At 47.2% G+C, this 24,381-nt stretch carries 23 protein-coding genes; 9 read left to right on the top strand and 14 right to left on the bottom strand.

What is annotated here, in order from left to right:
* From KDD36_08920 to gldF, 8 genes are all read right to left on the bottom strand, one after another.
* Positions 1-467: hypothetical protein (locus KDD36_08920; protein ID MCB0396762.1), on the bottom strand; the 467-nt coding region annotated here is incomplete at its 3' end.
* A 15-nt stretch (positions 468-482) separates the two neighbouring features.
* Positions 483-2,159 carry a S8 family peptidase gene (locus KDD36_08915; GenBank protein MCB0396761.1) on the bottom strand — a complete coding sequence of 559 codons (1,677 nt, stop codon included), beginning with the start codon at positions 2,157-2,159 and terminating at the stop codon, positions 483-485.
* Positions 2,160-2,272: 113 nt separating this feature from the next.
* A complete protein-coding gene (locus KDD36_08910; GenBank protein MCB0396760.1) occupies positions 2,273-4,714 on the bottom strand; it encodes a carboxypeptidase-like regulatory domain-containing protein in 2,442 nt (813 codons plus the stop codon).
* A 10-nt stretch (positions 4,715-4,724) separates the two neighbouring features.
* Complete coding sequence (locus tag KDD36_08905; protein MCB0396759.1) at positions 4,725-5,375, bottom strand: carboxypeptidase-like regulatory domain-containing protein; 651 nt, start codon at positions 5,373-5,375, stop codon at positions 4,725-4,727.
* A gap of 84 nt (positions 5,376-5,459) precedes the next feature.
* Positions 5,460-6,581: a DNA polymerase III subunit beta gene (gene dnaN, locus KDD36_08900; protein ID MCB0396758.1), complete on the bottom strand. Its 1,122-nt coding sequence runs from the start codon at positions 6,579-6,581 to the stop codon at positions 5,460-5,462.
* A 117-nt stretch (positions 6,582-6,698) separates the two neighbouring features.
* A complete protein-coding gene (locus KDD36_08895; protein ID MCB0396757.1) occupies positions 6,699-7,736 on the bottom strand; it encodes a DUF4340 domain-containing protein in 1,038 nt (345 codons plus the stop codon).
* 5 nt (positions 7,737-7,741) lie between these two features.
* Positions 7,742-9,487 carry a gliding motility-associated ABC transporter substrate-binding protein GldG gene (gene gldG, locus KDD36_08890; protein ID MCB0396756.1) on the bottom strand — a complete coding sequence of 582 codons (1,746 nt, stop codon included), beginning with the start codon at positions 9,485-9,487 and terminating at the stop codon, positions 7,742-7,744.
* Between the two features lie 22 nt (positions 9,488-9,509).
* On the bottom strand, positions 9,510-10,241 hold the full coding sequence (gene gldF, locus KDD36_08885; protein MCB0396755.1) for a gliding motility-associated ABC transporter permease subunit GldF: 732 nt from the start codon (positions 10,239-10,241) through the stop codon (positions 9,510-9,512).
* Positions 10,242-10,411: 170 nt separating this feature from the next.
* Here gldF and thrS point away from each other — a divergent pair, with 170 nt between their 5' ends.
* The 4 genes from thrS (at position 10,412) to rplT (ending at position 13,574) form a co-directional block, all read left to right on the top strand.
* Entirely contained in the window at positions 10,412-12,370 is a 1,959-nt protein-coding gene (gene thrS / locus KDD36_08880; protein MCB0396754.1) for a threonine--tRNA ligase, read from the top strand.
* 18 nt (positions 12,371-12,388) lie between these two features.
* Positions 12,389-12,931 (top strand): translation initiation factor IF-3, encoded by a 543-nt coding sequence (gene infC, locus KDD36_08875; protein ID MCB0396753.1) that lies wholly within the window; start codon positions 12,389-12,391, stop codon positions 12,929-12,931.
* 23 nt (positions 12,932-12,954) lie between these two features.
* Positions 12,955-13,155, top strand: a complete 201-nt coding sequence (gene rpmI / locus KDD36_08870; protein ID MCB0396752.1) for a 50S ribosomal protein L35 — start codon at positions 12,955-12,957, stop codon at positions 13,153-13,155.
* A 74-nt stretch (positions 13,156-13,229) separates the two neighbouring features.
* Positions 13,230-13,574, top strand: a complete 345-nt coding sequence (gene rplT, locus KDD36_08865; GenBank protein MCB0396751.1) for a 50S ribosomal protein L20 — start codon at positions 13,230-13,232, stop codon at positions 13,572-13,574.
* 57 nt (positions 13,575-13,631) lie between these two features.
* Here rplT and KDD36_08860 read toward each other — a convergent pair whose 3' ends face one another.
* Complete coding sequence (locus KDD36_08860; protein ID MCB0396750.1) at positions 13,632-13,946, bottom strand: LytTR family transcriptional regulator; 315 nt, start codon at positions 13,944-13,946, stop codon at positions 13,632-13,634.
* Positions 13,947-14,046: 100 nt separating this feature from the next.
* Entirely contained in the window at positions 14,047-14,844 is a 798-nt protein-coding gene (locus KDD36_08855) for a hypothetical protein (GenBank protein ID MCB0396749.1), read from the bottom strand.
* A gap of 188 nt (positions 14,845-15,032) precedes the next feature.
* Here KDD36_08855 and KDD36_08850 point away from each other — a divergent pair, with 188 nt between their 5' ends.
* Positions 15,033-16,382, top strand: coding sequence for an OmpA family protein (locus KDD36_08850; GenBank protein ID MCB0396748.1), 1,350 nt, complete (start codon positions 15,033-15,035; stop codon positions 16,380-16,382).
* Here KDD36_08850 and KDD36_08845 read toward each other — a convergent pair.
* On the bottom strand, positions 16,379-17,467 hold the full coding sequence (locus KDD36_08845; protein MCB0396747.1) for a hypothetical protein: 1,089 nt from the start codon (positions 17,465-17,467) through the stop codon (positions 16,379-16,381). The two genes, KDD36_08850 and KDD36_08845, sit on opposite strands and share 4 nt — an antisense overlap.
* A gap of 146 nt (positions 17,468-17,613) precedes the next feature.
* On the opposite strand from KDD36_08845, the gene sucD reads away from it, so the two are divergent.
* A complete protein-coding gene (gene sucD, locus KDD36_08840) occupies positions 17,614-18,504 on the top strand; it encodes a succinate--CoA ligase subunit alpha (GenBank protein MCB0396746.1) in 891 nt (296 codons plus the stop codon).
* 65 nt (positions 18,505-18,569) lie between these two features.
* Here sucD and KDD36_08835 read toward each other — a convergent pair whose 3' ends face one another.
* Positions 18,570-19,277, bottom strand: a complete 708-nt coding sequence (locus KDD36_08835; GenBank protein MCB0396745.1) for a PorT family protein — start codon at positions 19,275-19,277, stop codon at positions 18,570-18,572.
* A gap of 11 nt (positions 19,278-19,288) precedes the next feature.
* Positions 19,289-20,059, bottom strand: coding sequence for a PorT family protein (locus KDD36_08830; protein MCB0396744.1), 771 nt, complete (start codon positions 20,057-20,059; stop codon positions 19,289-19,291).
* A gap of 121 nt (positions 20,060-20,180) precedes the next feature.
* Between KDD36_08830 and KDD36_08825 the strand changes: the two genes are divergently transcribed.
* From KDD36_08825 to KDD36_08815, 3 genes are read left to right on the top strand one after another with little or no spacing between them, the layout of a single operon-like run.
* On the top strand, positions 20,181-20,930 hold the full coding sequence (locus KDD36_08825; GenBank protein MCB0396743.1) for a T9SS type A sorting domain-containing protein: 750 nt from the start codon (positions 20,181-20,183) through the stop codon (positions 20,928-20,930).
* A 13-nt stretch (positions 20,931-20,943) separates the two neighbouring features.
* Entirely contained in the window at positions 20,944-23,391 is a 2,448-nt protein-coding gene (locus KDD36_08820) for a TonB-dependent receptor (protein ID MCB0396742.1), read from the top strand.
* 10 nt (positions 23,392-23,401) lie between these two features.
* A complete protein-coding gene (locus tag KDD36_08815; protein ID MCB0396741.1) occupies positions 23,402-23,596 on the top strand; it encodes a hypothetical protein in 195 nt (64 codons plus the stop codon).
* A 10-nt stretch (positions 23,597-23,606) separates the two neighbouring features.
* Here KDD36_08815 and KDD36_08810 read toward each other — a convergent pair whose 3' ends face one another.
* Positions 23,607-24,257: an ABC transporter ATP-binding protein gene (locus KDD36_08810; GenBank protein MCB0396740.1), complete on the bottom strand. Its 651-nt coding sequence runs from the start codon at positions 24,255-24,257 to the stop codon at positions 23,607-23,609.
* Positions 24,258-24,381: the final 124 nt, after the last annotated feature.

Raw genomic sequence — 24,381 nt, 5'->3', positions numbered from 1 at the left:
TAAATCACGAAGACTGCCAGGCCCAGTGCAAGTAGTCCCAGGATAAAACTGAATACGGCTAAACGGTGCACGGTAGGTTCTCTCTTTCCTGCGGGAGGGGAATCTTCCTGAATTGTAAATTCCGTTTCCGGTTCCCCTGCCTGGTCATCGGTCTTGCGCAAAGGTCTGGGTGGTTTGTATTCTGCTGCCTGTACAGGATATGGTTTTTCAAACACGATAGGTGCTTGCAGCTGGGCAGGAGCCTTGCGTGGGATTGACCTATACGTGATCACTTCCCGTTGCGCCACTGAGGTGTTTTCCGCCTGATGTTTTGCTGAGGGCATTTCAATGTGAAAGCCCTGCCGGTAATGGCGTTTCTCAATGTGACAGGAAGAAAGGAATAGCCAGACAAAGGCAAGACTGGTCAGGCAAAGCTGTATATATCGTTGATGCGATAAGGTCTTGTAGGGAGAATCGAACCTTAACATAAGACTGGTAAATGGTTAACTTCCTGAGTCACTTTTGGCCGCCAACTTTTTCTCAGCTAGTTTAAGTGCTTCATAAGCGTTTATTAAACCACCCGTGGTTGACAAAGATCCGAAACGCACCTTTGATTTGTCTTCCTTGATATTTTGCCCGGGAACATATACTTTCTTTTTGCCGATATCTGTGGATGATTCTAACAGGACTTGCTTGAGCTCCACAGCGGTCAGACCCGGATTGTAGGACCATACAAGAGCGGCGACACCGGTAACCACCGGTCCTGCAAAGCTGGTGCCGTCAGCCTGCCAGTATTTGCTTCCAGGGAAAAGCGTGATCACATCCACGCCCGGGGCAAATACGTCTACCGTATTCTGTCCGTAGTTGGAAAATGAGGCACAGATCTCTTTGCCTTTCTCGTATTGATTTGCACCCACCTCGATCCAGTTGCTTACGGTTTTTCCATCATCGCAAAGGTCCGTAGGGAAATTCTCTCCCAGATCGTTGTTGTGTGCGTCATTGCCTGCTGCATGAATGAGCAATACATTGTGTGCCTCTGCATATTGGATCGCGTCATCCACCATTTTTTTCTGGGGAGAGTATGCCTTTCCGAAGCTCATGTTGATGATATTGGCTCCGTTATCCACGGCATACCAGATGGCCAGCGCCACATCTTTATCATACTCATCGCCATTGGGAACGGTTCTGATAGACATGATCTCTACATTGTCCGCGATCCCATCGGTACCCAGGTTGTTTCCCCGGACAGCCGCAACGATACCGGCCACCCCTGTACCATGATCCGCGCGAGGCCCGATCACATCGTTATTGCCATAATTGCGATCGGTAATATCAGCTGGGTTATCACCAATAATATCAGCACGTGGATTGAAGTCCAGATTAAGATGGTAATTCAGATATTCATCGAGGTAATCCAGATATGCCTGGAATCCTTCTTTGGTGAAGCCCTGCATGTAACGTTGCAGTAGCCATTTTCCGGCCCCTGAAACCTTCTCGTCTGTAGTTGAAAGTGCCATCAGGTCTTCTATGGTCACAGAATCCTTTTTTAGATAGCTTCCAACGATTTTTTCGAATCCGGTGAATAGCTTTCCAACTTCTTCAACATTCTTTTTTGTTTCCTGTTTCTCTTTCAGTTCTGCCTCAAACTTCTTTTTACACTGCACATACATACGGTATTGTTGCTTTTCCGCTGCCGGTAGGGCATTCTCTGAGCTAATACTTTTGAACTTGGGATTCAGGTCGCGATAGATGCGCATGAATTCATATGTCTCGATATTGATGTTATCCCCCTTGCTGTTGCCTAGAAATCCCCATCCGTGAACATCATCGATGTAGCCATTGTTGTCATCATCCACGCCGTTGCCCGGTATTTCATCTGTGTTGGTCCAGACCTTGCCCTTCAGGTCATCGTGTTCGATATCCACACCACTGTCAATGATGGCAACCACCACTTTCTTGGCGGCCTTTTTATCCTTGATGATTTCAGTATATGCCCTGGCAACACTGGCTCCCTCCATCTTGTCCTGTTTGCCATCTTTGTTATACCAGTTAAGGTATTTTCCGTCAAAGGATTCGGGGGTGTCAACACTTTCCTGCGCCACCGATACATTGGGTAAGGTGCTGATAAGGATACCACAGAAATAGAGACTGCGAACGAATTTGTTGGTGATCATATTCATGAAAAGATATTAATAAACGTTACGATAGCGTCATAGGATGCGGTCACGCTACTCCAAAGTTACAAAGTACAATTTATTTACGGGAGAATTACGCAGGTAAGTATGTTCTCGTATCAGAATTTTCCGGTGATCCTGATATTCAGTTGACGGGAGGTAAGGTAATTGGGGACGGCGTACTGCTCGTTGGTTACGTCCTTGACCCAAAGGTATGAGATGACATTGTTTACCTGCAACAGGTTGAACACTTCCATGCTCAACCACAAACTTTTGAATTGCCGGAATAGTCCCCTGCGGTCAGCCTGCCCTTCTTCATCGGCCAGTTGTTTGCTGAAGCCGATATCAACCCTTCTGTATGGAGGCATTCGGTAGGTCTGTTGGTAGCGCTTCTGGGTTGGAGGACCGAAGGGAAGCCCGGTACCGAACAACAGACTCAGGTGTACTTTGTAGGTGGGGTTTTTGGGGAGGTAATCCTGAAAGTAAATGCCCAGGTTCACACGTTGGTCACTGGGCCTTGGTATGAATCCCGGCTCCTGACGAACCCCTGCAGTGTCAATGTAGAAATCATCATTCAGGTCTTCTCTTACCTGCATGACAGAAAGGTTGAACCAGGAGTCGACGCCTTCCACAAATTCTCCATTCAGTTTAAAGTCGATCCCAGTGGCATATCCTCGTGCGTTATTCGTGGCAAAGTAGCGGATTCTGACATTGTCCACTTCGTAAGGGATCAGGTTGTTCAACTTCTTGAAATATACTTCGGAGACCAACTTGAAGTTCCGGTTCCAGGCTTTGAAAAAGTAATCACCACCGGCGATAAAATGGATGGATTGCTGGGCGCGTATTTTCTTGTTCAGTTTACCTTCGATACTCCGGAGTTCGCGATAGAAAGGAGGTTGGTAGTAAAACCCGGAAGCAGCCCTCAAAATGACCTCCCTTTTCCATTTGGGCTTAAATGAAATGGAGGCTCGGGGACTGATCAGTAACTGTTCATTCACATCCCAGTAGTGTGTGCGCAAGCCGGCTGTTATTTCAGTCTCTGTACTGTCATTCAGTTGCCAGTGCACCTGTGCATAACCGGCAAACCGGGTAGCTTCAAGTGCCAGTTTCGCTTTGACAACATCCTGCAGGATGATTGCATTCCCCGGTGCCTGTGGTAAGGAAAAACCCGCGGAATCAATCAGGTTCCATTCACTTAACTGATCATTGATCATTTCCTTGCTGGCGGTGAACTCAAACTGGTAATCTGTGAAATCCTGTTTACGGGTGGCGTTGATGGTACCATTCAGAACCGTCGCATCAAGATAGTTTCTGGCATGATTCAAAAATGTTCCGACACCCCTGTTGAACGCTACATTGCCAAAGTCATCTTTGCCAAAATCCGTTTCCAGTTCGTCGAGGTAATACTGCCCCATGACATCAAAAGTCTCGCTTTCAAAAGTGCGGAATGCCGAACCTATCAGCCGGATATTGGTGATCGGGTCCGGCTCGAAGTTCAGTGTGGTGGCGCCAAAATAGGTGTCGAATGCATCGATTTCCTGACCATCAAAGAACACGCGGAGTTGCAGGGCCTGCTTAACCGTGCCGAACTCCGTAGTTCTGCTTTGAGGAACCACGCGGTAGGTATTTCTTGACCAGTTTGTTAGGCCTTCCCATTTGAGTTTAGGATTGATTCTATAAGTAATGAAGCCCTGAAAGTCTGCGAAAAATGGTTTATAAGATCCGTCGGTGTCCAGGCTTTTTAATACGTACTGATTGGTCTTGTATCGTGCACCAACAACATAAGTGAACCGTTCGTTCTTCGTTGCATTTTCAAGATGAACGGAGCCGCCGAGCAGGGAAGCCGAAACGGTACCGGCAAATTCGGTAGGCTGGGTGTATTTGATATCAAGTACCGACGACATTTTATCTCCATACTTGGCTTCAAACCCACCTGCGGAGAATAGAATACCAGAAACCATATCCGGATTAACAAAGCTCATGCCTTCCTGCTGACCCGACCGCACCAGGAAAGGCCGGTATACCTGAATGCCATTCACATACACAAGGTTTTCATCGAAGTTCCCGCCGCGAACATTGTATTGGGATGATAGTTCATTCGTGGAAGATACCCCGATGCCAACAACCTTGATCAAAGCTTCGATGCTTGGGTTCGGGCTGGGCAGCGTGGCAGCGGGTTTCGGGTCAATGCTGGTCATCATCTCGCTTTCCCGCTTCCGAATTTGCTCGAACTCCAGAACGGGCAGGACGTTCGAATGAATCTTCAGTTGTTTATCCAGCTTTACATCCTTTTTGCCGGAAACGGCGATTTGCTCTGTAAGCCTGCCGAAGGAAATATGCGAGAATACAATGGTAACCTGATTTCCTGAGGGAACCATGATTTCATATTTCCCATGCTCGTCGGACCAGGTGCCGGAAGTGGTTCCCTCCAACGAAACATGTACACCACCAATGGGCTTATTGTCAATTGTGGTAATTTGTCCGTGTACACGAGCCGTATCCTGTGCAAACGAAACCAGGCTGGCGAAGAGAAAGCATAGTATGGATGCTATACGCCCCATGTGGGAGTGTTCATTCTTTTTTACGCTTGAAATCACCCCGTTTCCATGCATCGATAAACTTCATCCATGCCAGTGGGTTCAACAGATTGTTGGGAGGGAGTTGTCCGGCATAGTATAGTTTGGAAGCTTCCTGTTGCATGTATAAGGTGTGGTTCATACTGCCGTCCATTGGCGTTACTTCGTACCTGGCGGCCATCGCTTCCCGGTTAAGATTGCGTTCCGCACGCGCCATATCATCATCGGGTACCTTCAGATTCAGAAACGCATTCCTGAACTCTTCTTTGGTGGGCCAGGGGTAGATCACGGTTTCCTGTAATTGCACGGTATCCGGTGAAAGGCTCTGCATGAGAACGTATCGGTCGTCCGATAAAGTGTCCGGAACAATGAACATGGCCCTTCGGTAACCTACCGATGAAAACACGATGGTGTCCTGTTCTTTAGCCACCAGTGAAAAATATCCGAAATAATCTGCGGTGGTTCCCCGGTGGGTATTCTTGATGACGATATTTACAAAAGGGATCGGGCTCAGGCTATCCCCCTTGATCACCACTCCGGAAATCTGTTTCAGGTCGCGGTCTTTCTGATTGTTTGTGTCCTGCGCAATTACAGCAACAGGAGTCATCAATAAGAGTAAAACACCAACGTTCAGGAATGTTTTCATAAATACATAGGGTTTAACCCGGTACAGGCTGATTTATTGTGATTGAGTTCACCGGCATTCAACCTGTCGTTGTGTCGTTACCGATCAGTTACCGCTCAGCATAACCGGCATCACCAGCATGAGGGTATCTTCGCCTTCTTCGGGTGATTTGGGGCAAAAAATCCCTGCACGGTTCGGTTCGGACATTTCCAGACACACCTCATTGCCTTCCAGGTTGGTGAGTATGTCTGCCAGAAATCTTGAATTGAATCCGATCTCCATATCCTTGCCTTCGTACTGGCACGTCAGTCTTTCGGTTGCTTCATTATTGAAGTCAATGTCTTCCGCTGAGACCTGCAGTTCACTTCCGGAGATCTTTAATCTCACCTGGTGGGTGGTTTTGTTGGAGAAGATGGAGACCCGCTTGATCGAATTCATGATCTGGTCGCGGTCAATGGTAAGCTTGTTAGGGTTTGTTTTGGGGATGACCGCATCGTAATTCGGGTATTTTCCATCGATCAGCCTGCATATGACCTCAAGCCCTTCCAGTGTAAACTTCGCATTGGTGACATTGAACTCTATGGAAACCTCGCCATCGGTGGTGTTCAGTGCATTGCGTAGCAGGTTCAAAGGTTTCTTGGGCATGATGAATGAACTTGCCTGATTCGCCTTCGCGTCTGTGCGGATATACCTGACCAGTTTATGTGCGTCAGTTGCAACGAAGGTGATGTGTTCGGGACTCATTTCAAAAAACACCCCGGACATAACCGGACGAAGTTCATCACTACCGGTTGCAAACAAAGTCTTGGCAATGGCCCGCTCCAAAATTTCGGCTTTGATGGAGAGGGTAGAGGCGCTATCAAGTTCCGGTACCTTGGGGAATTCCTCTCCGTTCTCACCTGCCAGTTTGTATTTTCCATGTTCTGATGATATTTCGATGGCATGTGTTTTTGCATCGATCAGAAATGTAAGGGGCTGATCGGCGAATGTCTTCAGGGTATCCATAAGCAACCTGGCGGGTACTGCTGTTTTGCCGCCTTCCTTGCTTTCCACCGAAAGTATGGTGGTCATGGTCGTCTCAAGGTCGGATGCTGATATGGACAGATTGCCATCATTTAACTCGAACAGGAAATTATCGAGGATAGGTAGTGTGTTGCTGGTGTTGAGAACCCCGCCGATTTTTTGGAGGCCCTTTAATAATGCGCTGCTCGAAACTATAAACTTCATCTGTATGCAGAGTTAAAAAGGTTAGATAGGTGTGTAAGGACGCTGATGAAATTCACATTTCACCTGGCATTTTAAAATACATCACCGGTTGACAAATATATGGTAAAGTTCGATTCATCATGACTGCGACTTTTCAGTTGATGCTATGAACTCAGACAGGGGAAGCATTATCTTATCAAAAACGTAATACTGGATCACCACAAAATCCTTTCCGTCATTGATCACCGCATACATCCGGTCCACATCATACGGGATCAGGTTGCCTGCTTCATCCCTTCTTTCCGAGGGAGATGGTTTTGGGAATGTTCTGATGGATACGGTTTGCCCTTCCAGGTTCTGAACACTGATGATTGCCATGGGAACCGAGCCAGCGACGGAGTCCCTGAAGGATTTGTCGAGCTGGTTAGCTAACGCTTCGTAATTGACTTTCCTGAAATGAAAGAAATATTGTTGCAGCAGTTCCATATCCAGTGACGCCGGATCCAGGTCCATTCCGGTGGCAAGTGCCGTTAATGTAAACTGGTTGGTTGCAGGATCCCTTGTAAGTTGAAACGAACCGCCCGGTTGTTGCGGGTACTCCACTTTGATATTTGCAATTTCCCTTGGCTCGATATTAAAAATGGTCCGTTCCCGCCAATCTTCCGCCTTGGTGAAATAGCGGGTGGAAAGGTATCCGTCGAAGCCGGGGATATGCATGACAAAGGGCCGGCTTGAATTTTCCAGCAACATATAGGTGCCAAGCTGATCCGGTGTTTCGTATCCCACATGATATACCTTCGATTTTTCCCCATCGATATAAATCTCAATCTTTACCGCCTGTGCCGCCATTCTTTTGATCACGTTATCCAGGGCCGCTTTGCCTACCGGCGCTTTGACCCGCACATTCCGGATGGTTTCCAGTAGATTCTGGATCGCATCTTCCCGCGCATCAAATTCGCCATTAACCACCCATTGGCCCATGGCATTTCTTTTGAGATCAACACTGCGATTCTCTTTGTCAGCCATGAAAATCCGGGTGATGGAGGCCGTGTCCTCAATTGCAAAATCTTTTAATTCCTGTTTAATGGTGCCAGATTGCCGGGTCATGAATACATAGGCGATAATGACCACCAGCAAGGCAAGGATGCCTAGAAAAATCAGATTCTTTCCTTTCATATCAATTAGTCACTTGATGCGGGTGGGTTTACTGTTTCATCAGGTTGGTTTTCCTGGCTGTTCTGACCGTACTTTCTTTTGCGTTTCCAGCCAAACACAAAGGCAAATAGAAGAATGATGCCGACCGGAAGGGCCAGGTTAAAGACCTGCCATTGCCCTTTTTCTTCCTTCACTTTTTTCCTGTCCATCAGTCTTAGCCGTAACTCCTTTGACCGGACGGCAAAGATGCCTGATTCGTCAATGAGGTAGTCTACTGCATTCAGAATAAACGTCCTGTTTCCGTAGGGCTGCCGTGTGTAGCGATCCTGATCCATGGGAAGGATATCGCCGGTGGAGCGGCGTACTTCATTTTTGATCACATCTCCGTCACCAACTACGATGATCCGTGTTGGTTTCCCTTTTTCCCTGAAAGAAATGTCTTTGTTTTCTGCGATTACTTCCGGAATACGATTCTTGAAAACCGACTCGAATGAACCTTCAAGAAGAACGCCGGTAGGTACATATGATTTGTTGTATTGGGCAGGGTCAAAATCCTGAATGGCTTGCAGACTCACCCTGGCCGGTGCGTTCATGATTCTTGTATACTTTGATGTGGTGAGCAAAATGGTTTTGCGAATATCCGGTGCACCTACCGTATCTACCTTATTGGCGAACTCCAGTTTGATGGCATCCAGGTTTTTTACAATCGGATGTTGCGCCCGTGATAGGATCAGCGGGAAGAAAGGCCAGGGGTAGAGGCTTTGTTGGGGAATGTTGCCATTCTGCCCGGTCACCACGGGGATCTGTGCAGCAAGCTGTCCGTCCATAACCAGGTTGGAGTTGATGCGGGCGCCATACTTGAAGAGCATGTCCAGTAGATTGACATCAAGCGCAATTCCGGGAACGGCATTGGATGTACGCAGGCTGTCCATGCTTGTAAAGACGGCATCAATGAGGAATAATGCCTTTCCGCCATTCATGATATATTGGTCAATGATAAACTTGTCTTTCTCCGAAAATTCCGTTTGTGGTTTGGCGATGATGATCACATCCTTGTCTTTGAGACTCCCCAGTTTCCCGTTAATCCGAACACGTTCCACATCGTAAGAGTCGGAAAGGGAAAAGGTAATGTCCCTGACTTCTTCTTCGGCCAATTCTCCATGTCCTTCGATAAAGGCCACGGCAGGTTTCTTATGCAACTTGAGTTTACGGATGGCGTTGGCCATTTCGAACTCAATGGTTTGAATGGAATTATTCAGAGCCATTTCCGGTGGAACGCCCATCTTGTTTTGCAGCAATTGCAGTGGCATTTCCCGACCTTTATAGGTGATGATCGCTCCCGGGAATATGACGGATTCTGTTCGTCCGTCTTCCTGCTGCACTTCCAGATTGGTTGGTTTTAATCCTTTGCGTACAAGTTGGGTAAATATATCCCGTTTTTGTTTCTGATCGGCGCCTGCAAACGGATCAATGAATTCGTATTCGATGTTATCGCCCGCGTAAACCCGGAACTCATCAAGCATTTCCCTGGTTGCATCCCGGAGGCGTTTGAAACCGGCAGGGAATTGTCCTTCCAGATAAACCTTCACATAGGCCAGATCATCCATATCCCTAAGCATGTCCTTGGTTTCATTACTGAGAGAGTAACGCTTCTCCGAAGTGAGGTCCAATCGGGTATAGAAAAATGAACCGGCAATGTTGACCAAAATAATGATCGCCAGTATCAGGGACACCTGGATGATATTCTGCTTACGTACGTCTTTTCTCTTCACGCGAATCGGAGTTAAAACCCAACTACCATTTTCTGCTTTCCAGTATCACCTTGGTTAATGTTAGGAACAGGGCACTGAAACATCCGAAGTACAGCACATCTCTTGTATCAATCACGCCGCGGCTGAGTGAGTTATAATGCGCATCAATGCCCAATTGCTGAATTGTGCGGTCAATGGACGAAAACACCGGCATGGTACTCAGGGACTCAAAGCCATAGTAACAAAAGAAGCATAGAAAAACGGAAAGGATAAAGGCCACGATCTGATTTTCTGTGATGCTTGATGTGAAAATGCCAATGGCAACAAAAGAGCTGCCCAGAAACAAAAGACCGATATATGAACCCCAGGTGCCTCCGTTGTCAATATTTCCAACAGGATCAGCCAGGGTATAGACCGTATAATAATAGATCAGGGTAGGAATCAGACTGAACAAAACAAGCAGCAATCCGGCGAAGTATTTTGCCAGAATGATCTGCAGGTCGGTAAGTGGCTTTGTCATCAACATCTCTATCGTCCCACTTTTCTTCTCATCCGCAAATGAACGCATGGTGATGGCTGGGATAAGGAACAAAAACACCCAGGGAGCAATCCCGAACATCGGCGCCAGGGTGGCATAACCAGCCTCGAGGATATTGGTGTCTTCTTGTAGCAACCAAAGGAACAGGCCGTTCACCACAAGAAAAACAATGATGACAATATAGCCTATCAGCGAAAAGAGAAAACTGTTTATTTCCTTTTTGAGCAATGGTATCATTAGGTTCGGAATTAACCCGGACAGGAAAGCCAAAAGTAATAAGTTCTTTATAGAGGGAGAAGCCTATAATCACCGAGTTATTCACAATGCTTGTGAAAAAGCCGTGCAGGGAAAAATCGGTATGGAATGATTATCTTTGGCCTCCTTTAAAACACGCCACCATGGCTGAAATGATAAAAATAACACTGCCGGATGGAGCAGTGAAGGAGATTCCGAAGGGAACCACCTCCCTTGATGTGGCGAAAAGCATCAGTGAGGGGCTCGCCAGAAATGTGCTGGCTGCCAAAGTGAATGATCAGGTGTGGGATGCCACGCGTCCGCTTGATACCGATGCAACCCTCCAGTTACTGACCTGGAATGATAAGGAAGGAAAATCCACCATGTGGCACTCTTCCGCTCACCTTTTGGCGGAAGCCGTTGAGGCGATATATCCTGGTGCCAAATTCGGTATCGGGCCTCCCATTGATCATGGCTTCTACTATGATATAGATCTGGGTGACCGGGCGCTGACCAGTGATGATTTCGAAAAGATCGAATCAAAAATGAAGGCGCTCGCCAAGGAAAAGAATGCCTACCTGCGGAAGGAAATATCCAAGAAGGACGCCATTGAATATTTCAAAGACAAGGGAGATGAATATAAACTGGAATTGTTAGAAGACCTGGAGGACGGGAAGATCACCTTTTATACTCAGGGTGGTTTCACCGATCTGTGCAGGGGACCTCACATTCCCGATACCGGCTTTATCAAAGCCATCAAGGTGCTGAGTGTTGCCGGTGCTTATTGGCGGGGTGATGAAAAACGCAAGCAACTTACCCGTTTATATGCGATCACGTTCACCAAGCAAGCGGAGTTGGATGAGTACCTGGCCATGCTTGAAGAGGCCAAAAAGAGAGACCACCGTAAATTAGGGAAGGAATTGGAGCTGTTCACATTTGATGATGATGTGGGCCCCGGTCTTCCCTTATGGTTGCCGAAAGGTGCGGAAATGATCGAGCAACTGGAAGGCCTTGCCAAGCGTACGGAACGTAAAGCAGGATATGTGCGTGTCCGGACCCCTCATCTGGCAAAAGAATCGATGTACCTCACCAGCGGTCATCTGCCTTATTATGAAGACAGCATGTTCCCGGCTATGGAATTTGAAGGTGGCAAATACTACCTCAAAGCCATGAACTGTCCGCATCACCATAAAGTATATTCCTCGCAATCCAGAAGCTACAGGGACCTGCCGCTAAGGATCGCAGAGTACGGAACCTGTTACCGTTATGAGAAGTCCGGGGAATTGTTCGGATTGATGCGCGTCAGGTCGCTTCAAATGAATGATGCCCATATCTATTGCACCAAAGAACAGTTTGCCAAAGAGTTCAAGGCGGTGAATGATATGTACGAGAAGTATTTCAGGATATTCGGGATTGATAAATACCTGATGCGCTTTTCAACGCATGCCCCGGAAAGACTTGGTGTGAAGTATGTGAATATGCCTGAGCTCTGGAAGCAAACGGAAGATATGGTGCGTGAAGTGCTGGAAAGTTCAGGGGTGCCCTATGTGGAAGTGGCCGATGAAGCTGCGTTTTACGGTCCCAAAATAGATGTACAGGTATGGAGTGCCATCGGTAAAGAGTTTACCCTTGCGACCAACCAGGTGGATTTTGCCCAGCCGGAAAGCTTCGGGCTGACTTATACCAACCAGGAAAACGAACATGAACGCCCCATCGTGATTCACAGAGCTCCGCTTGGTACACATGAGCGTTTTATAGGGTTCCTGATTGAACACTACGCCGGTAACTTCCCATTATGGCTTGCGCCTGACCAGGTGGCGATTTTACCTATCAGTGACCGTTATATGGATTACGCTGAAAATCTTTTACAATTGCTAAAAAATTCCGATATTCGCGCCTTCTTAGACCACAGGAGTGAGAAGATCGGGCGCAAAATCCGTGACACGGAGATGAAAAAAGTGCCTTATATGTTGGTGGTCGGGGAGAAGGAAGCCATGGAGAATAAGATATCCGTCCGGAAACACGGAGAAGGTGATCAGGGTGTGATGGATGTGGATGGTTTTATTCGCATGGTGCGTGAAGAGGTGGCATCCGGCCTGGAAATATCGGATGTTGAATTGAATGAAGTTTAACCAAAAAAACAGGAAACAATAGCTACTCCAAGAAGACCCTTCGTCAGGCAAAAGAAAAGAAGGGAACATTTAATCAACGATGAGATCCGGGCCACCAAGGTAAGAGTGGTCGGTGAAGATATAGAACAAGGCATCTACTCCCTGCAGGAAGCCTTGAAAATTGCTGAAGATGCGGGGATGGATCTGGTTGAAATTTCTGCAAAAGCCGACCCCCCGGTATGCCGGGTGATCAACTATCAGAAATTCGCTTACGACCAGAAGAAGAAGAAGAAGGAGTTAAAGGCGAAAGCCTCTAAGATCGTCGTGAAGGAAATCCGTTTCGGTCCCAACACAGATGATCACGATTTTAATTTCAAAGCGAAACACGCCGCCAAGTTTTTAAAAGACGGCGCGAAAATAAAAGCGTTTGTGTTGTTCCGCGGACGCTCTATTGTTTATAAGGACAGGGGACAGATCCTGCTGCTGAAGTTGGCGCAGGAATTGGAAGACCTTGGAAAAGTGGAACAAATGCCAAAACTGGAAGGAAACAGGATGATCATGTTCCTGGCTCCAAGAAAGTAACGAATCTTAGAAAAGAAGCAGTCATGCCGAAGATGAAAACCAACTCCAGCGCCAAGAAAAGGTTTGCCTTTACTGGTTCCGGAAAGATCAAAAGAAAACACGCCTTCAAAAGTCATATCCTGACCAAGAAGTCGACCAAGAGAAAAAGGAACCTCACCAAATTTACCACGGTGAATCCTGCGGACCTTGGAAATGTCAAGCTAATGCTGACAGTAGGTAAATAAGTTTTTTATTCACCCGGTATCCAGCTTAAAGTTTCCCATGAAAGGGAGCGCTGTCTGCCAAAACAAATGAACGCATGCCAAGATCAGTAAACTCCGTGGCCGCTAAGGCCAGAAGGAAAAAAATCCTTAAGCAGGCCAAAGGCTATTTCGGTAGAAGAAAGAACGTCCACACCGTTGCGAAGAATGCCGTTGAGAAAGGACTGAAATATGCTTATACCGACAGACGTCGTAAAAAGCGTGACTTTCGTGCCCTTTGGATCCAACGTATCAATGCCGGTGCAAGACAAAACGGTTTGTCTTATTCCGTATTGATCGACAAGCTGAACAAGAACAAGGTAGAGATCAATCGTAAGATGCTTGCGGAAATGGCATTGCACGAACCTGAAGCATTCAAGTCTTTGGTGGAAGGTCTGAAGTAAGACGAATACATCAACCCAAAATAAAAACCCCGTGTGATCACACGGGGTTTTTTTATTTCAGAGTTTTTTAACCCGGTCCAGTAAGAGTTCCCTGTACATCTTTCCGATCGGGATTTCCTTCTGGTCGCCAAGCATGAGGGAGGTGGAGTGAATGGCCGAAATATGGCTCATGTTTACGATGAACGACCGATGGACCCTGCAAAAATTATAGGGCATCAGTTTTTTCTCTATCTCCTTCATCGTACGATTCACAATGTAACGCGTATCGTTGGTGTAAAGAAGAATATAGTCTTTCAGCGCCTCAACCCATAATACTTCTGACAACTCCAGGCGCTGAAAGTGTTTTCCGGTGTGAATAAAGATTGGTTGCAAGGCGTGGTTAAAATTATACCCCTCCTACGACCATCCTGATTTTTCGTTTCAATTTTAACAATCAGAATCAACTCAAACTTCCCAACGTCGATGATCCGACCTAAAGTCTGGCAGCCTGCACATGCATCCAGTCGAAGTTGCGACTGCGTCCGAGGCTTAGCCAGCCTTCATCTTCCCAATATTTCCACCATGCATCATACTCCGGCTGTGCAAAAAGCGCCCGGTCCCTTCCCCAGTCTAATTTATTATGTTCAGGATCAAAGTCCAACGCAATACCCCAGGAGTGTGTAGAGTAAGTTGTACCACCACGCTTTTTTCGAACATTCAGACAACCTCCGAAGACATCCAGATTCAACCGTTTAAGTTCTGCCATGCCGTAGTGATCTTTCACCTTTGTCAGCACCCGAACAAGGCTTGCGCTAACTTTTGTGTGACATGAGGTCCGGTTAACTATGGTTTTTTTGTCCCATGCCAATCGCATCGGATAGGGGAGTTCTGTTTTTACCTGGTTGGTTCCAACATCGCCATAATAGGCGCGAAGGGAAGCTTCATCCTGCATCGGCCAGCCATTTGGATTGGGGTTAGGTTTGATAATATCAACCTCGTCAGGCCGCCAACTACTTACCGTGATCCCTTTTTCCAACAACGCCTTTACGGTATTGTATGCATATTCTGTTTGGGGACCCCATAAACCGTCTATAGGTCCGGGTTCGATTTTATTCTCCTTGGCCAGAAGCTGAATAAAGGCGATGCACTTTCGGTTGACCGGCCACGCTTTGTTGATTCCCTGAACGGTATTCAGGGCTGCTTCTGTTTTTGAACCGGCAATCCCGTCAACGCCTACGCGTTTGCCTTTTCTGTTCAGCATCTGCTGAACGAATATGATTCGCTGTTTCATGATAAATGTGTTTTTACCTCCGATTTTTATTAGCTCTGGCAACCATAAATATGGTAGATCATCGCCCTGGCCAAATGTAAGGCCAAACTTAACCAATCCACCTCACATCTAAAACCCCTTCATTGAAACCGCCGCCGGCAATGCGGTCAAAATATGTACCTTGGCAGATAAGGGACGTTATATAAGATATGGTGAGATTTACGGCTTTGTTACGACTGAATAAGAGATGGATGCTTCAGGTATTGCTCCTTTTATTTACGCGTTCGGCTTTCTCGCAAAATCTGATCCCGAACGGAAGCTTTGAAGATTCTGAGATGAATCAGCCTGTACCATGGCGGCAACCCATACCTCCTTTCTTTCATTTTGCTAAACACAATCGCACCAACCCTGCTGAAGATGGTACAAATTACAATGGCCTATGTGTCCGGAAATCTGCATTGAATGAAAATCTTCAGGTGGTCCTGGTCAGGCCGCTTGTTAAGGATTCCCTTTATTGTTTTTCGATGAGTTGGAGAATTTTTACCGGACAACGGTGGGGAAGAGAAAACCTCAAGCATATGTCTTTGTTTTTCTCAGAGGATACCTTCTTTGTGAGTCGCACACGTAAATTGAATGTGGAAAGCCATGTGATACTTTCCACAGAGGGACTGACCGAGTCCTGGACCCGGGTGGAGGGGTATTACCGTGGTCGCGGAGGTGAACAGGTCCTGACCCTGGGAAGTTTTACGGATCCCGATTATGATGTGGAGGAAGAGATCAATGTGCAGCAACTGATTGATGAAACAATGGAGCAACTTCGTCTGCAACATGTTGGCCGGTTGGATGCACTTGCACTGGAACGGGACTCACTCACCAGGATCATGAAGGACAATATGCTGGGGTTTAACGGTGGGATGCCGGGGCAGGAGGCCAAGTCTCCGTCAAAGAAAGAAAGGAAGAAAATAGAAGAGCGTAATCTGTCGGTTCGCAATCAGATTGGCGCTCTTAAGGAAAAGGAGGCGGCCATACACCTGAAGTTCGAGGAAGATAAAAAGCTGGTGATCCGTCATGTGGTGGACAGTATCTCGAGGAAGATGGGCAGCTTTGATGTGCGTGTGGAATTTGATAACCTGTCTCTTATCCTGTGTCCTGATCAACAGGCCATTCCTCTTGTGCTTGCACATGAAATCAAGCAGCCGGAGCCCCCCACCGGCGAGCCTCAACCGGTTGAGCTTCGTGATGTACTTTTTGAAACGGCAGAGGCCATTCTTGTGCCTACGTCACTTAAAAGCATTGACAGTCTGGTGACCGTCCTTCAACAACAACCTGACAGGCATGTGAAGCTTCTGGGGCATACGGACATCGTGGGAAATGAACGGGACAATTATGACTTGTCGAAACGAAGAGCCAGAGCGGTCGCAGACTACCTGGTTGCCCATGGCATCGGTTCAGAAAGGATCACCTGGCAGGGCTACGGAAGCAGTCGTCCGAAATATCCCAACGATACAAAGGAGAACATGCATAAGAACCGCCGGGTGGAGTTCTTGCTTAGTCCTTAATGAGCAGCATAAAAGCCTAGGGTCTTCTTTACCTCTTCGGGCAGTGGTGGCAGTGCCGAACGCGGTATAAGTAAAGTAGAAATGCGATGAAGATCACGGAATACCTCATGCTTCTCGGCGGTATTCTTCAAATAATCATGACCTGAAGATCCACCGGTGCCGATCTTCTTGCCCAGCATGCGCTTTACCATCTGTGCATGACGGAAGCGCCAGGTTGTGAACAGTTCATCCATATCCATCAACCTGGTTAGAAGTTGGTATGGCATCCGCAAAATAGGCTCGTCGCGGTATAGCTGGATAAATAGGGCGGCCAGGGTAGCAGATTGAGATAAGGTCTCATCCGCATCCGGAGCATCTTGTTCACCGGATAATGCCTGTTGAAAGAATTCAGCCGTACCATCCAGCATCTTCAGGCGTATTTGTTTTTCCTCTTCACCGATATAACCTGTTTCCTGAATGGCTTCTCTTTCGGCGGTGATCATTTCCTCAACTGCCTTCCTGTACTGATCAAGGAAGGGGAATGCATCAAGTTTTACGAAGGGGGTTCGCTCCAGCCATTGTCCTACCAGCTGTGCAAGAGAGTTTCCTGCCTCAAGGTTTTCGAGCTCCTTCATCTGACTGTCAGAAAATACACTGCCATAGGGTTTTTGGTTGTAGGTGATCCTTTGACCTTGTTTTAAACCCATCATGACCTCTACCTTCCTGAACTGAAAACTTTGAAAGCCGGAAGCGGGGATCAGGTAATTTCTGAACTCCAGAAAATCCAGAGCGGTCATGGTTTCCAGAACCCTGATCTGATCGATCATGATTTTCTGGATCTCTATGATCCGTTCCGTTCTTTGTGATGCAACGCCGATCTGACGTTCATCGATCACGGGTTGATCAAATATGGCCATCATCGATTCCAGTTCATGCAGGATTTGCTTAAACCATAGCTCATAGACCTGGTGAATGATGATGAATAGCATTTCGTCGTGGGCAGGCTCACCCAACGCTTTGCTTCGAAGGGATTGTGCGCTTAATATCTTGTCAAGCTGCAGGTATTCGGCATAGTGCACCGAAGCGAATTTATTACTTGAACTCATGGGGTTGCTCATTAAGTAGGATCGCAAATATAATGGTTTCCCATTGCCCGGCAGGTTGATTCATTCGTACCACCTTGTGTTATTTGCAATCCCATGGAAAAACCCTATTTTTACCCGCGTTAAATGAAAGCTAAGCATTCGAACACATGAGCGTACTGATTGATAAAAATTCCAAGGTGATTGTACAAGGTTTCACAGGAAGTGAAGGTACTTTTCACGCAGGTCAGATGATTGAATATGGAACCCAGGTCGTGGGTGGTGTAACGCCCGGTAAGGGCGGTCAGACCCATCTGGAAAAACCCGTGTTTAATACGGTTGCAGAAGCAGTAGAAAAGACCGGCGCAAATGTTTCGATCATTTTTGTACCGCCACCCTTCGCCGCAGATGCGATTATGGAAGCTGCCGAGGCTGGTATTTCTGTGATCGTCTGTATCACAGAAGGTATTCCTACCAGAGACATGATCGCGGTGAAAGAATACCTCAGCGGCAGACCCGTCAGGTTGATCGGTCCCAACTGCCCGGGTGTGATTACCGCAGATGAAGCAAAAGTGGGTATCATGCCTGGCTTTGTATTCCAGAAGGGTCGGATCGGTGTGGTTTCTAAATCAGGTACATTAACCTATGAAGCGGCGGATCAGATCGTGAAAGCCGGCCTGGGAATATCTACCGCAATTGGTATTGGCGGAGACCCCATTATCGGAACATCCACCAAAGAAGCGGTTGAACTGTTTATGAATGATGCCGATACCGATGGCATCGTGATGATCGGTGAGATCGGTGGTGGCATGGAAGCGGAAGCCGCACGCTGGATCAAAGAGAACGGTACCAAACCCGTTGTCGGATTTATTGCCGGACAAACAGCCCCTCCCGGAAGAAGAATGGGTCACGCAGGTGCCATTGTGGGTGGAGCTGAAGATACGGCAGCAGCCAAAATGAAGATCATGCGTGAATGTGGTATTCACGTTGTAGAATCTCCAGCAACCATCGATGATGAAATGAAAAAGGCACTGGAGAAGGTAGGGGTAGCGATAAATTAATTAAGAATTAAGAATTAAGAAAGAAGGTTGGACGATTGTTCAACCTTCTTTTTTTGTGCACCTCCCTAATATTCGATCATATACTTCAAGGCAAGGTGGATGCCACCTGTAGCGGTGTGCGTGGTGTATGCATCCGTGTACTTGCTGTACGGAATCCCTAAAGCATCCACACCTTGAAAATCGCTCAGGCCGAATGTAAACCGAAAGCCTGCCGTTAAAAGCAACTGATCACCGAGATTGCCTTCCATGCCGAAGCCGATCACCGCTGAGATGTTGTTCTTGTTAAAGCTGGTCTTCACATTGGTGTTGTCATGCAGGGTAATCTTTGTGGAGTCAAACGACATGGTAAAATTCGCCTTATTGACCAGCGAATACATTCCCCCGATTTCAAAGTAGGAGCCGGAGTTTGCCTTCACCACGGCTACAAGAGGCAGGTCCACTGCTTTCACAGCCGTTTTTGAATGGTACTGTAATGTATAGGATGCGCCACCTTTATACTTCTGCATATATGAAGCCATGAAAATGTCCAGCTCAATCCCGAAATTGTCATTGAAATACGATCCGAGGTTCACGCCGTAACCATAGCCGAATGATGGTTCGTAAGCCTGTTCGGTTTCATCGGCATCAGAAGTGTTCTTGTTCAGAAACCAGGTGCTTCTGGCTGTAGCGATAGGTCCTACATTAAATGAACCTGAGGAGCGTGGTTGAGCAAATGCCGGTAGTGCCGGAATAGAGGAAATAACCGTTAGGGCAATCAACAGATGTTTTTTCATAAGGAAGGAGTTTAGCGGCCTGTCGTTCGATGACATACCGTACGGTTGATCAGGTAAGCGAGATCCCAGTTGAATTCGATCATGAACTGGGCGGAAAAAGGATTGGTGGGTGCATAGCTGTCGTACACCACGGGAAAGGTGGGGTCATTGTCAGGAAAATGCACGTTGTTATCCTTGCCGCCTGAATCACTTAGAATATCTCCGAATCCATACATGAATCGCAGGCCGAGGGCCATATTGAAATTGTCAATGCCTGTGCCTACCCATCTTCCGAAACCGAATACGCCGGACATATACGAGTGATTAAAAGCGTTTGTGACATCGCCACGTTCAACGCCGATGAAGTTTCCGGAATGACTTTCTGAGACTCCGCTTATAATGGAAAATTGCGGTCCCATTTCAATATAAGCCCCTGATAGGTTCAGGCGCAATAAAACCGGTATATCCCAGGCTTTCATATTGACCTTGGTATTCCAGGACACATTCAAAGATGTGTCATTGCCGGAATAATTCTGATTGAAAAAGGAATACAATCCATCTCCGGTTATCTCAAAAATATTGGTGATGTTAAATCCGGCCTTCACACCTGCACATCCGCCGAATGTGAAATTGTGCTCCAGGTACCCGTCGTTAAAAACGTTGGAGTTCATAAGCCATGTTGTTCCAACGCCGCCTTTGGCACCCAGGTCAAACCAAACAGTTCCTTTCTTGCCGCCCTGGGCACGAATCGAATAATTTATCAAAAGGAAGCAGGAAATCAGAATCGGTAGGATCTTCTTCATAAATGCGCTCTTCGACTGTTGCGTAACAAAAATATGATTCTTTTGGCGCAAATCAACACCAAAAATGCTGTTCCGAATACGTACCAATATCATTATCTTAGCCCTTATCAAACCCACCCCCATGAAAAAGCTTTATTTTTTATTCGGCCCGACCGTTATGTGCTTCTTTATGTTCGTTGCATCCGTTAGTGGACAATGTACCCCGGATCCGCAATATACGAAGGGAGGTATTTACCCTGACTCTGTTACCAATCTGCCACCCGCGTATGTAGGCACTCCCTACTCGGAGACGATCACCCTGGTGGTTCCGGCAGATACAGTGAAAGGGCCGTTTACCATTCCTATTGACTCGGTCGTGCTGAAAGGTTTTGTAGGCTTTCCTCCTGGATTTACGTATGCATGCAACCCCAATCGGTGTGTTTGGCCGGGAGGTACCACCGGTTGTGTGGTCATTACCGGAACCCCGAATGCCGGTGATGAAGGATCGTATCCATTGACCGGCTATGTGGAAAGTTATGCCGGTGGGATTACAGCACCCCAAAGGGATACGGTAACATACCTTTTGATAAAGGTAAACACACCCCAAAGTACACAGGATATGGACGGGCATCTCATGCTTTTACATCCTGCATTTCCAAGTCCGGCAGATGGACAAGTAACCCTTCAGTTAACGTCACGTTCATCCGGGTCAGCAACCATTGCCATGACTGATGCACCGGGCCGTGTTCTGCTGAAGGAGCAGAAGCCCCTGGGTTTTGGAATGAACACTTTTCAATGGGATGTATCTGAATATGCAGCCGGTGTTTATTATATCAGGGTAGAGATGGATGGCTTTACCAGTGTGACATCTTTCCTGGTTCGACATCCGTAAGAAGAATTACCACATGATTTCCATTGCATCCTTTCAGCGTGCGGGCTGCGCGATTATCATGCTATTTCTGTTTTTAGCTGTTTCTGTTTCCGCGCAAAAGACTATCACAGGAAAAGTGGTGGATGGGGAGTCAGGTGAACCATTGCCTGGAGCAACGGTTTCGGTTTCGGTTGATAAGGGTACATCGACCGACCCATATGGTCACTTTATCATAACGATTTCCGATAAGGATTCCCTGCTGGAGATCCGCTATGTAGGCTATCAGACTTTGCAGCTGAAAATTAAGGAACAACCGGAATTTTCTTCTGACAGAGTCTGGGTTATTCAGTTAACACCCGCCACCAACATGCTTGATATAACGGTGGTTACTGCCAGCAGGTCAAACGAAAAACCGGAGACTGCCACCGTAACGGTAGACGTTCTTCCTCCGGCGCAATTGAACAACCGGCCTGTGCTGTCTACAGAGGAGACCGTCAGCCGTATTCCGGGATTGCATGTGATCGATGGTCAGGCCAACATTCGTGGGGGCAGCGGATTCAGCTATGGCGCCGGAAGTCGTGTTTTGCTTCTGGTAGACGACATACCGATGATATCCGCGGATGCAGGCGATGTGAAATGGAACTTTCTTCCTATGGAAAGTCTGGAAAGGGTGGAGGTGATCAAAGGAGCATCATCGGCGCTCTACGGATCCTCCGCTCTCAATGGTGTGATTCACCTAAGGACCATCCAGCCAACAGATACGCCAATGACCAGGATGATGGCCTGGGGAGGAATGTATGGAAACCCTGTTCGGATTGATTCTACCGGTAAGTCGTCACAGCTGCTTAAATGGTGGGATGGAAGGGCACCCGCCTTGTATGGTGCGCATGCTGTTCACGCAAGGAAATGGAATGACATGGATTGGGTGATTTGTGCAAACGGTACGGCAGATGAAGGGTATAGGGAAGGGGAGATGGAGCGGCGATTCAGGGTATCTGCATCCGTCAGGCAATACCTGGGTAAAGATGATCGGTGGACATGGGGTACGAGGGTGAGTGCTATGTGGATCGAAAGCCGTTTGTTTCTGTTATGGATGAATGCGGACTCTGGTGCATGGAAGCCTTTTGGCGGCATAGACCCCGCAACAACTACCTTGAATTGGTACTCAGGAAGTCGCTGGGCACTGGATCCGTATGTGATCTACAGAAGTGAGAACGGTGGTAAACATGCACTTCGTAACCGGTTATACATGGTTGTAAACAACTCACGAACCGGTCAGGGGGCAAAGAGTTACGTTCAATACCATGAATACCAGTACCAGAAAAACCTGAATGAGTTTTGGATGCTCAACGCCGGAGCGGTTTTGTCCAGACAGCAGGTGAGATCTGAATTATATGGAGACCATCATGGAGTGAATGCGGCAGTATATGGACAGGTAGACCGGAAGGGAGAGCGTACCCGATGGTCTGTTGGTTTGCGGTTTGAACATTTCAGGGTGGATACAGCCATTACCCGTTCTTCTGTCACAATACCGTCAGCACTATCTTTTGACCGGAACACATCCTTTGTAAGCAGGGAAAAGGTTTTGATCAGCCGATCACCGGTGAAGCCTGTCCTGAGGCTGGGCGTTAACCGGAGGTTTGGCAAGGCCACCTTTATCAGGGCTTCCTATGGCGGAGGGTATCGCTTTCCTTCGGTGGCCGAAAAGTTTGTCAGCACAGAAGTGGGTGGATTAAAGATATTCCCCAACCCGGACCTGCAACCTGAAACTGGCTGGAGCGCAGAAGCAGGAATAAGGCAGATATTTAAAAAGGGGAAGGTGTCCGGATTTGTTGATGTGGCCCTTTTTCTGACGGAGTATCAGAACATGATGGAATTTACTTTCGGACAATATTATCCGCCCTCTATCACCAATCCCGACCTCAACCAATACCTCCAATATTCAGGATTCAGATCAGAAAATGTTGGAAATGCCCGGATTTCGGGAACGGATGTTTCAGCATACATTTCAGGAAAGATCAGGAAGGTAACCTGGAGTTTATGGACTGGCTATACCCTGGCAAACGGGTCCAATATCAATCCCGATTCGACATACCTGGAAACCTTATCGGATCCCGAAAGTTCCCTTTTAAAATACAGGTTCAAGCATTTGTTTAAGGCAGAGACACAGGTGAAATGGCGGCACTTTTCGTGGGGTGTTCAAACAGTTTTCCACAGTTACATGGAAAATGTGGATAAGTCCTTTGAAGAACCTTTGCTTGGAAATATTGCATCAACTAAATTGCTTCCTGGCTTAAAGGAGTATAGAGATCTGAACAATACCGGACCGTGGGTGTGGGAAGCGCGTTGGCAGTGGGATATCACCAGGAAGTGGACTACAATAATCAGTGTCCGGAATCTGTTTAACAAGGAGTACATGGAAAGGCCGGGCGACATCCAACCATCCCGCACCATGTTGATTCATTTAAAATTGGCTTTTTAAACCTCCAGTTATGTTACAGAAATTAAGAGCATTCATCGTTGCTATGTTGTTGGTGCTACTAGCACTGGCAGTGGTTCATGATGTAACTTCAAGCAGTGAAGCGCAATTCCTGACAAGGTACAGTTACCTTATCGCAACACTTCCGCTCATGGCATTAAGCGTGCTTTGGTTGTTAAGATCCAAGCCGGAAATGAAAAGGAAATAATTGCAATGTTCTAGGCTATCAGGCCATCACGCATGGTTAGCTTGCGATCGGCCATATTGGCCAGTTCCTCATTATGGGTGACAATCACAAAGGTCTGATTCAACTGATCCCTCAACGAAAAGAACAGTTCATGTAATTCTTTCGCCGCCGTTGAGTCCAGGTTACCGGAAGGTTCATCGGCCAACACCACGGCAGGATCATTAATCAGAGCCCTGGCTACCGCTACACGTTGCTGCTCACCACCGGATAGTTCATTGGGTTTGTGATCCAGTCTTTCTGATAACCCCAATTTAGCGAGCAATGTCCTGGCTTTTTCACGAACCTCATTTTCTTGTCTGCCTGCTATAAAACCCGGAATGCATACGTTTTCTTCCGCGGTAAACTCGGGAAGAAGGTGGTGGAACTGGAAAATAAATCCGATTCTGCGGTTCCGGAATGCAGACAGCTTCTTATCGTTGAATTGAGTGACATCCTCATTCTCTATCCTCAGCAAGCCTGTATCCGGGCGGTCCAGCGTACCGATGATCTGCAGCAGTGTTGTTTTTCCGGCACCGGAAGCACCAACGATCGATACGATCTCACCCTCTTTTATGTTCAAATGGATGCCCTTCAATACCTGAAGAGAACCATAGGCCTTTTCAATTTGCGTTGCTACGATCATGGGGGTAAAGATAATAGTTTGTAGTAAGCAGTATACAGTAGGCAGTTGGTAGTTGGTAGTTGGTAGTTGGTAGTTGGTAGTAGGCAGTGGGGATCGTTGTCAGGTGGAGATGCCATACCGCAAC

Source organism: Flavobacteriales bacterium (assembly GCA_020435415.1).
In the GTDB taxonomy this organism is placed as follows: domain Bacteria; phylum Bacteroidota; class Bacteroidia; order JACJYZ01; family JACJYZ01; genus JACJYZ01.
The sequence above is the reverse complement of the archived record's forward strand: the minus strand, read 5'-3'. Positions and strand labels throughout refer to the sequence as shown.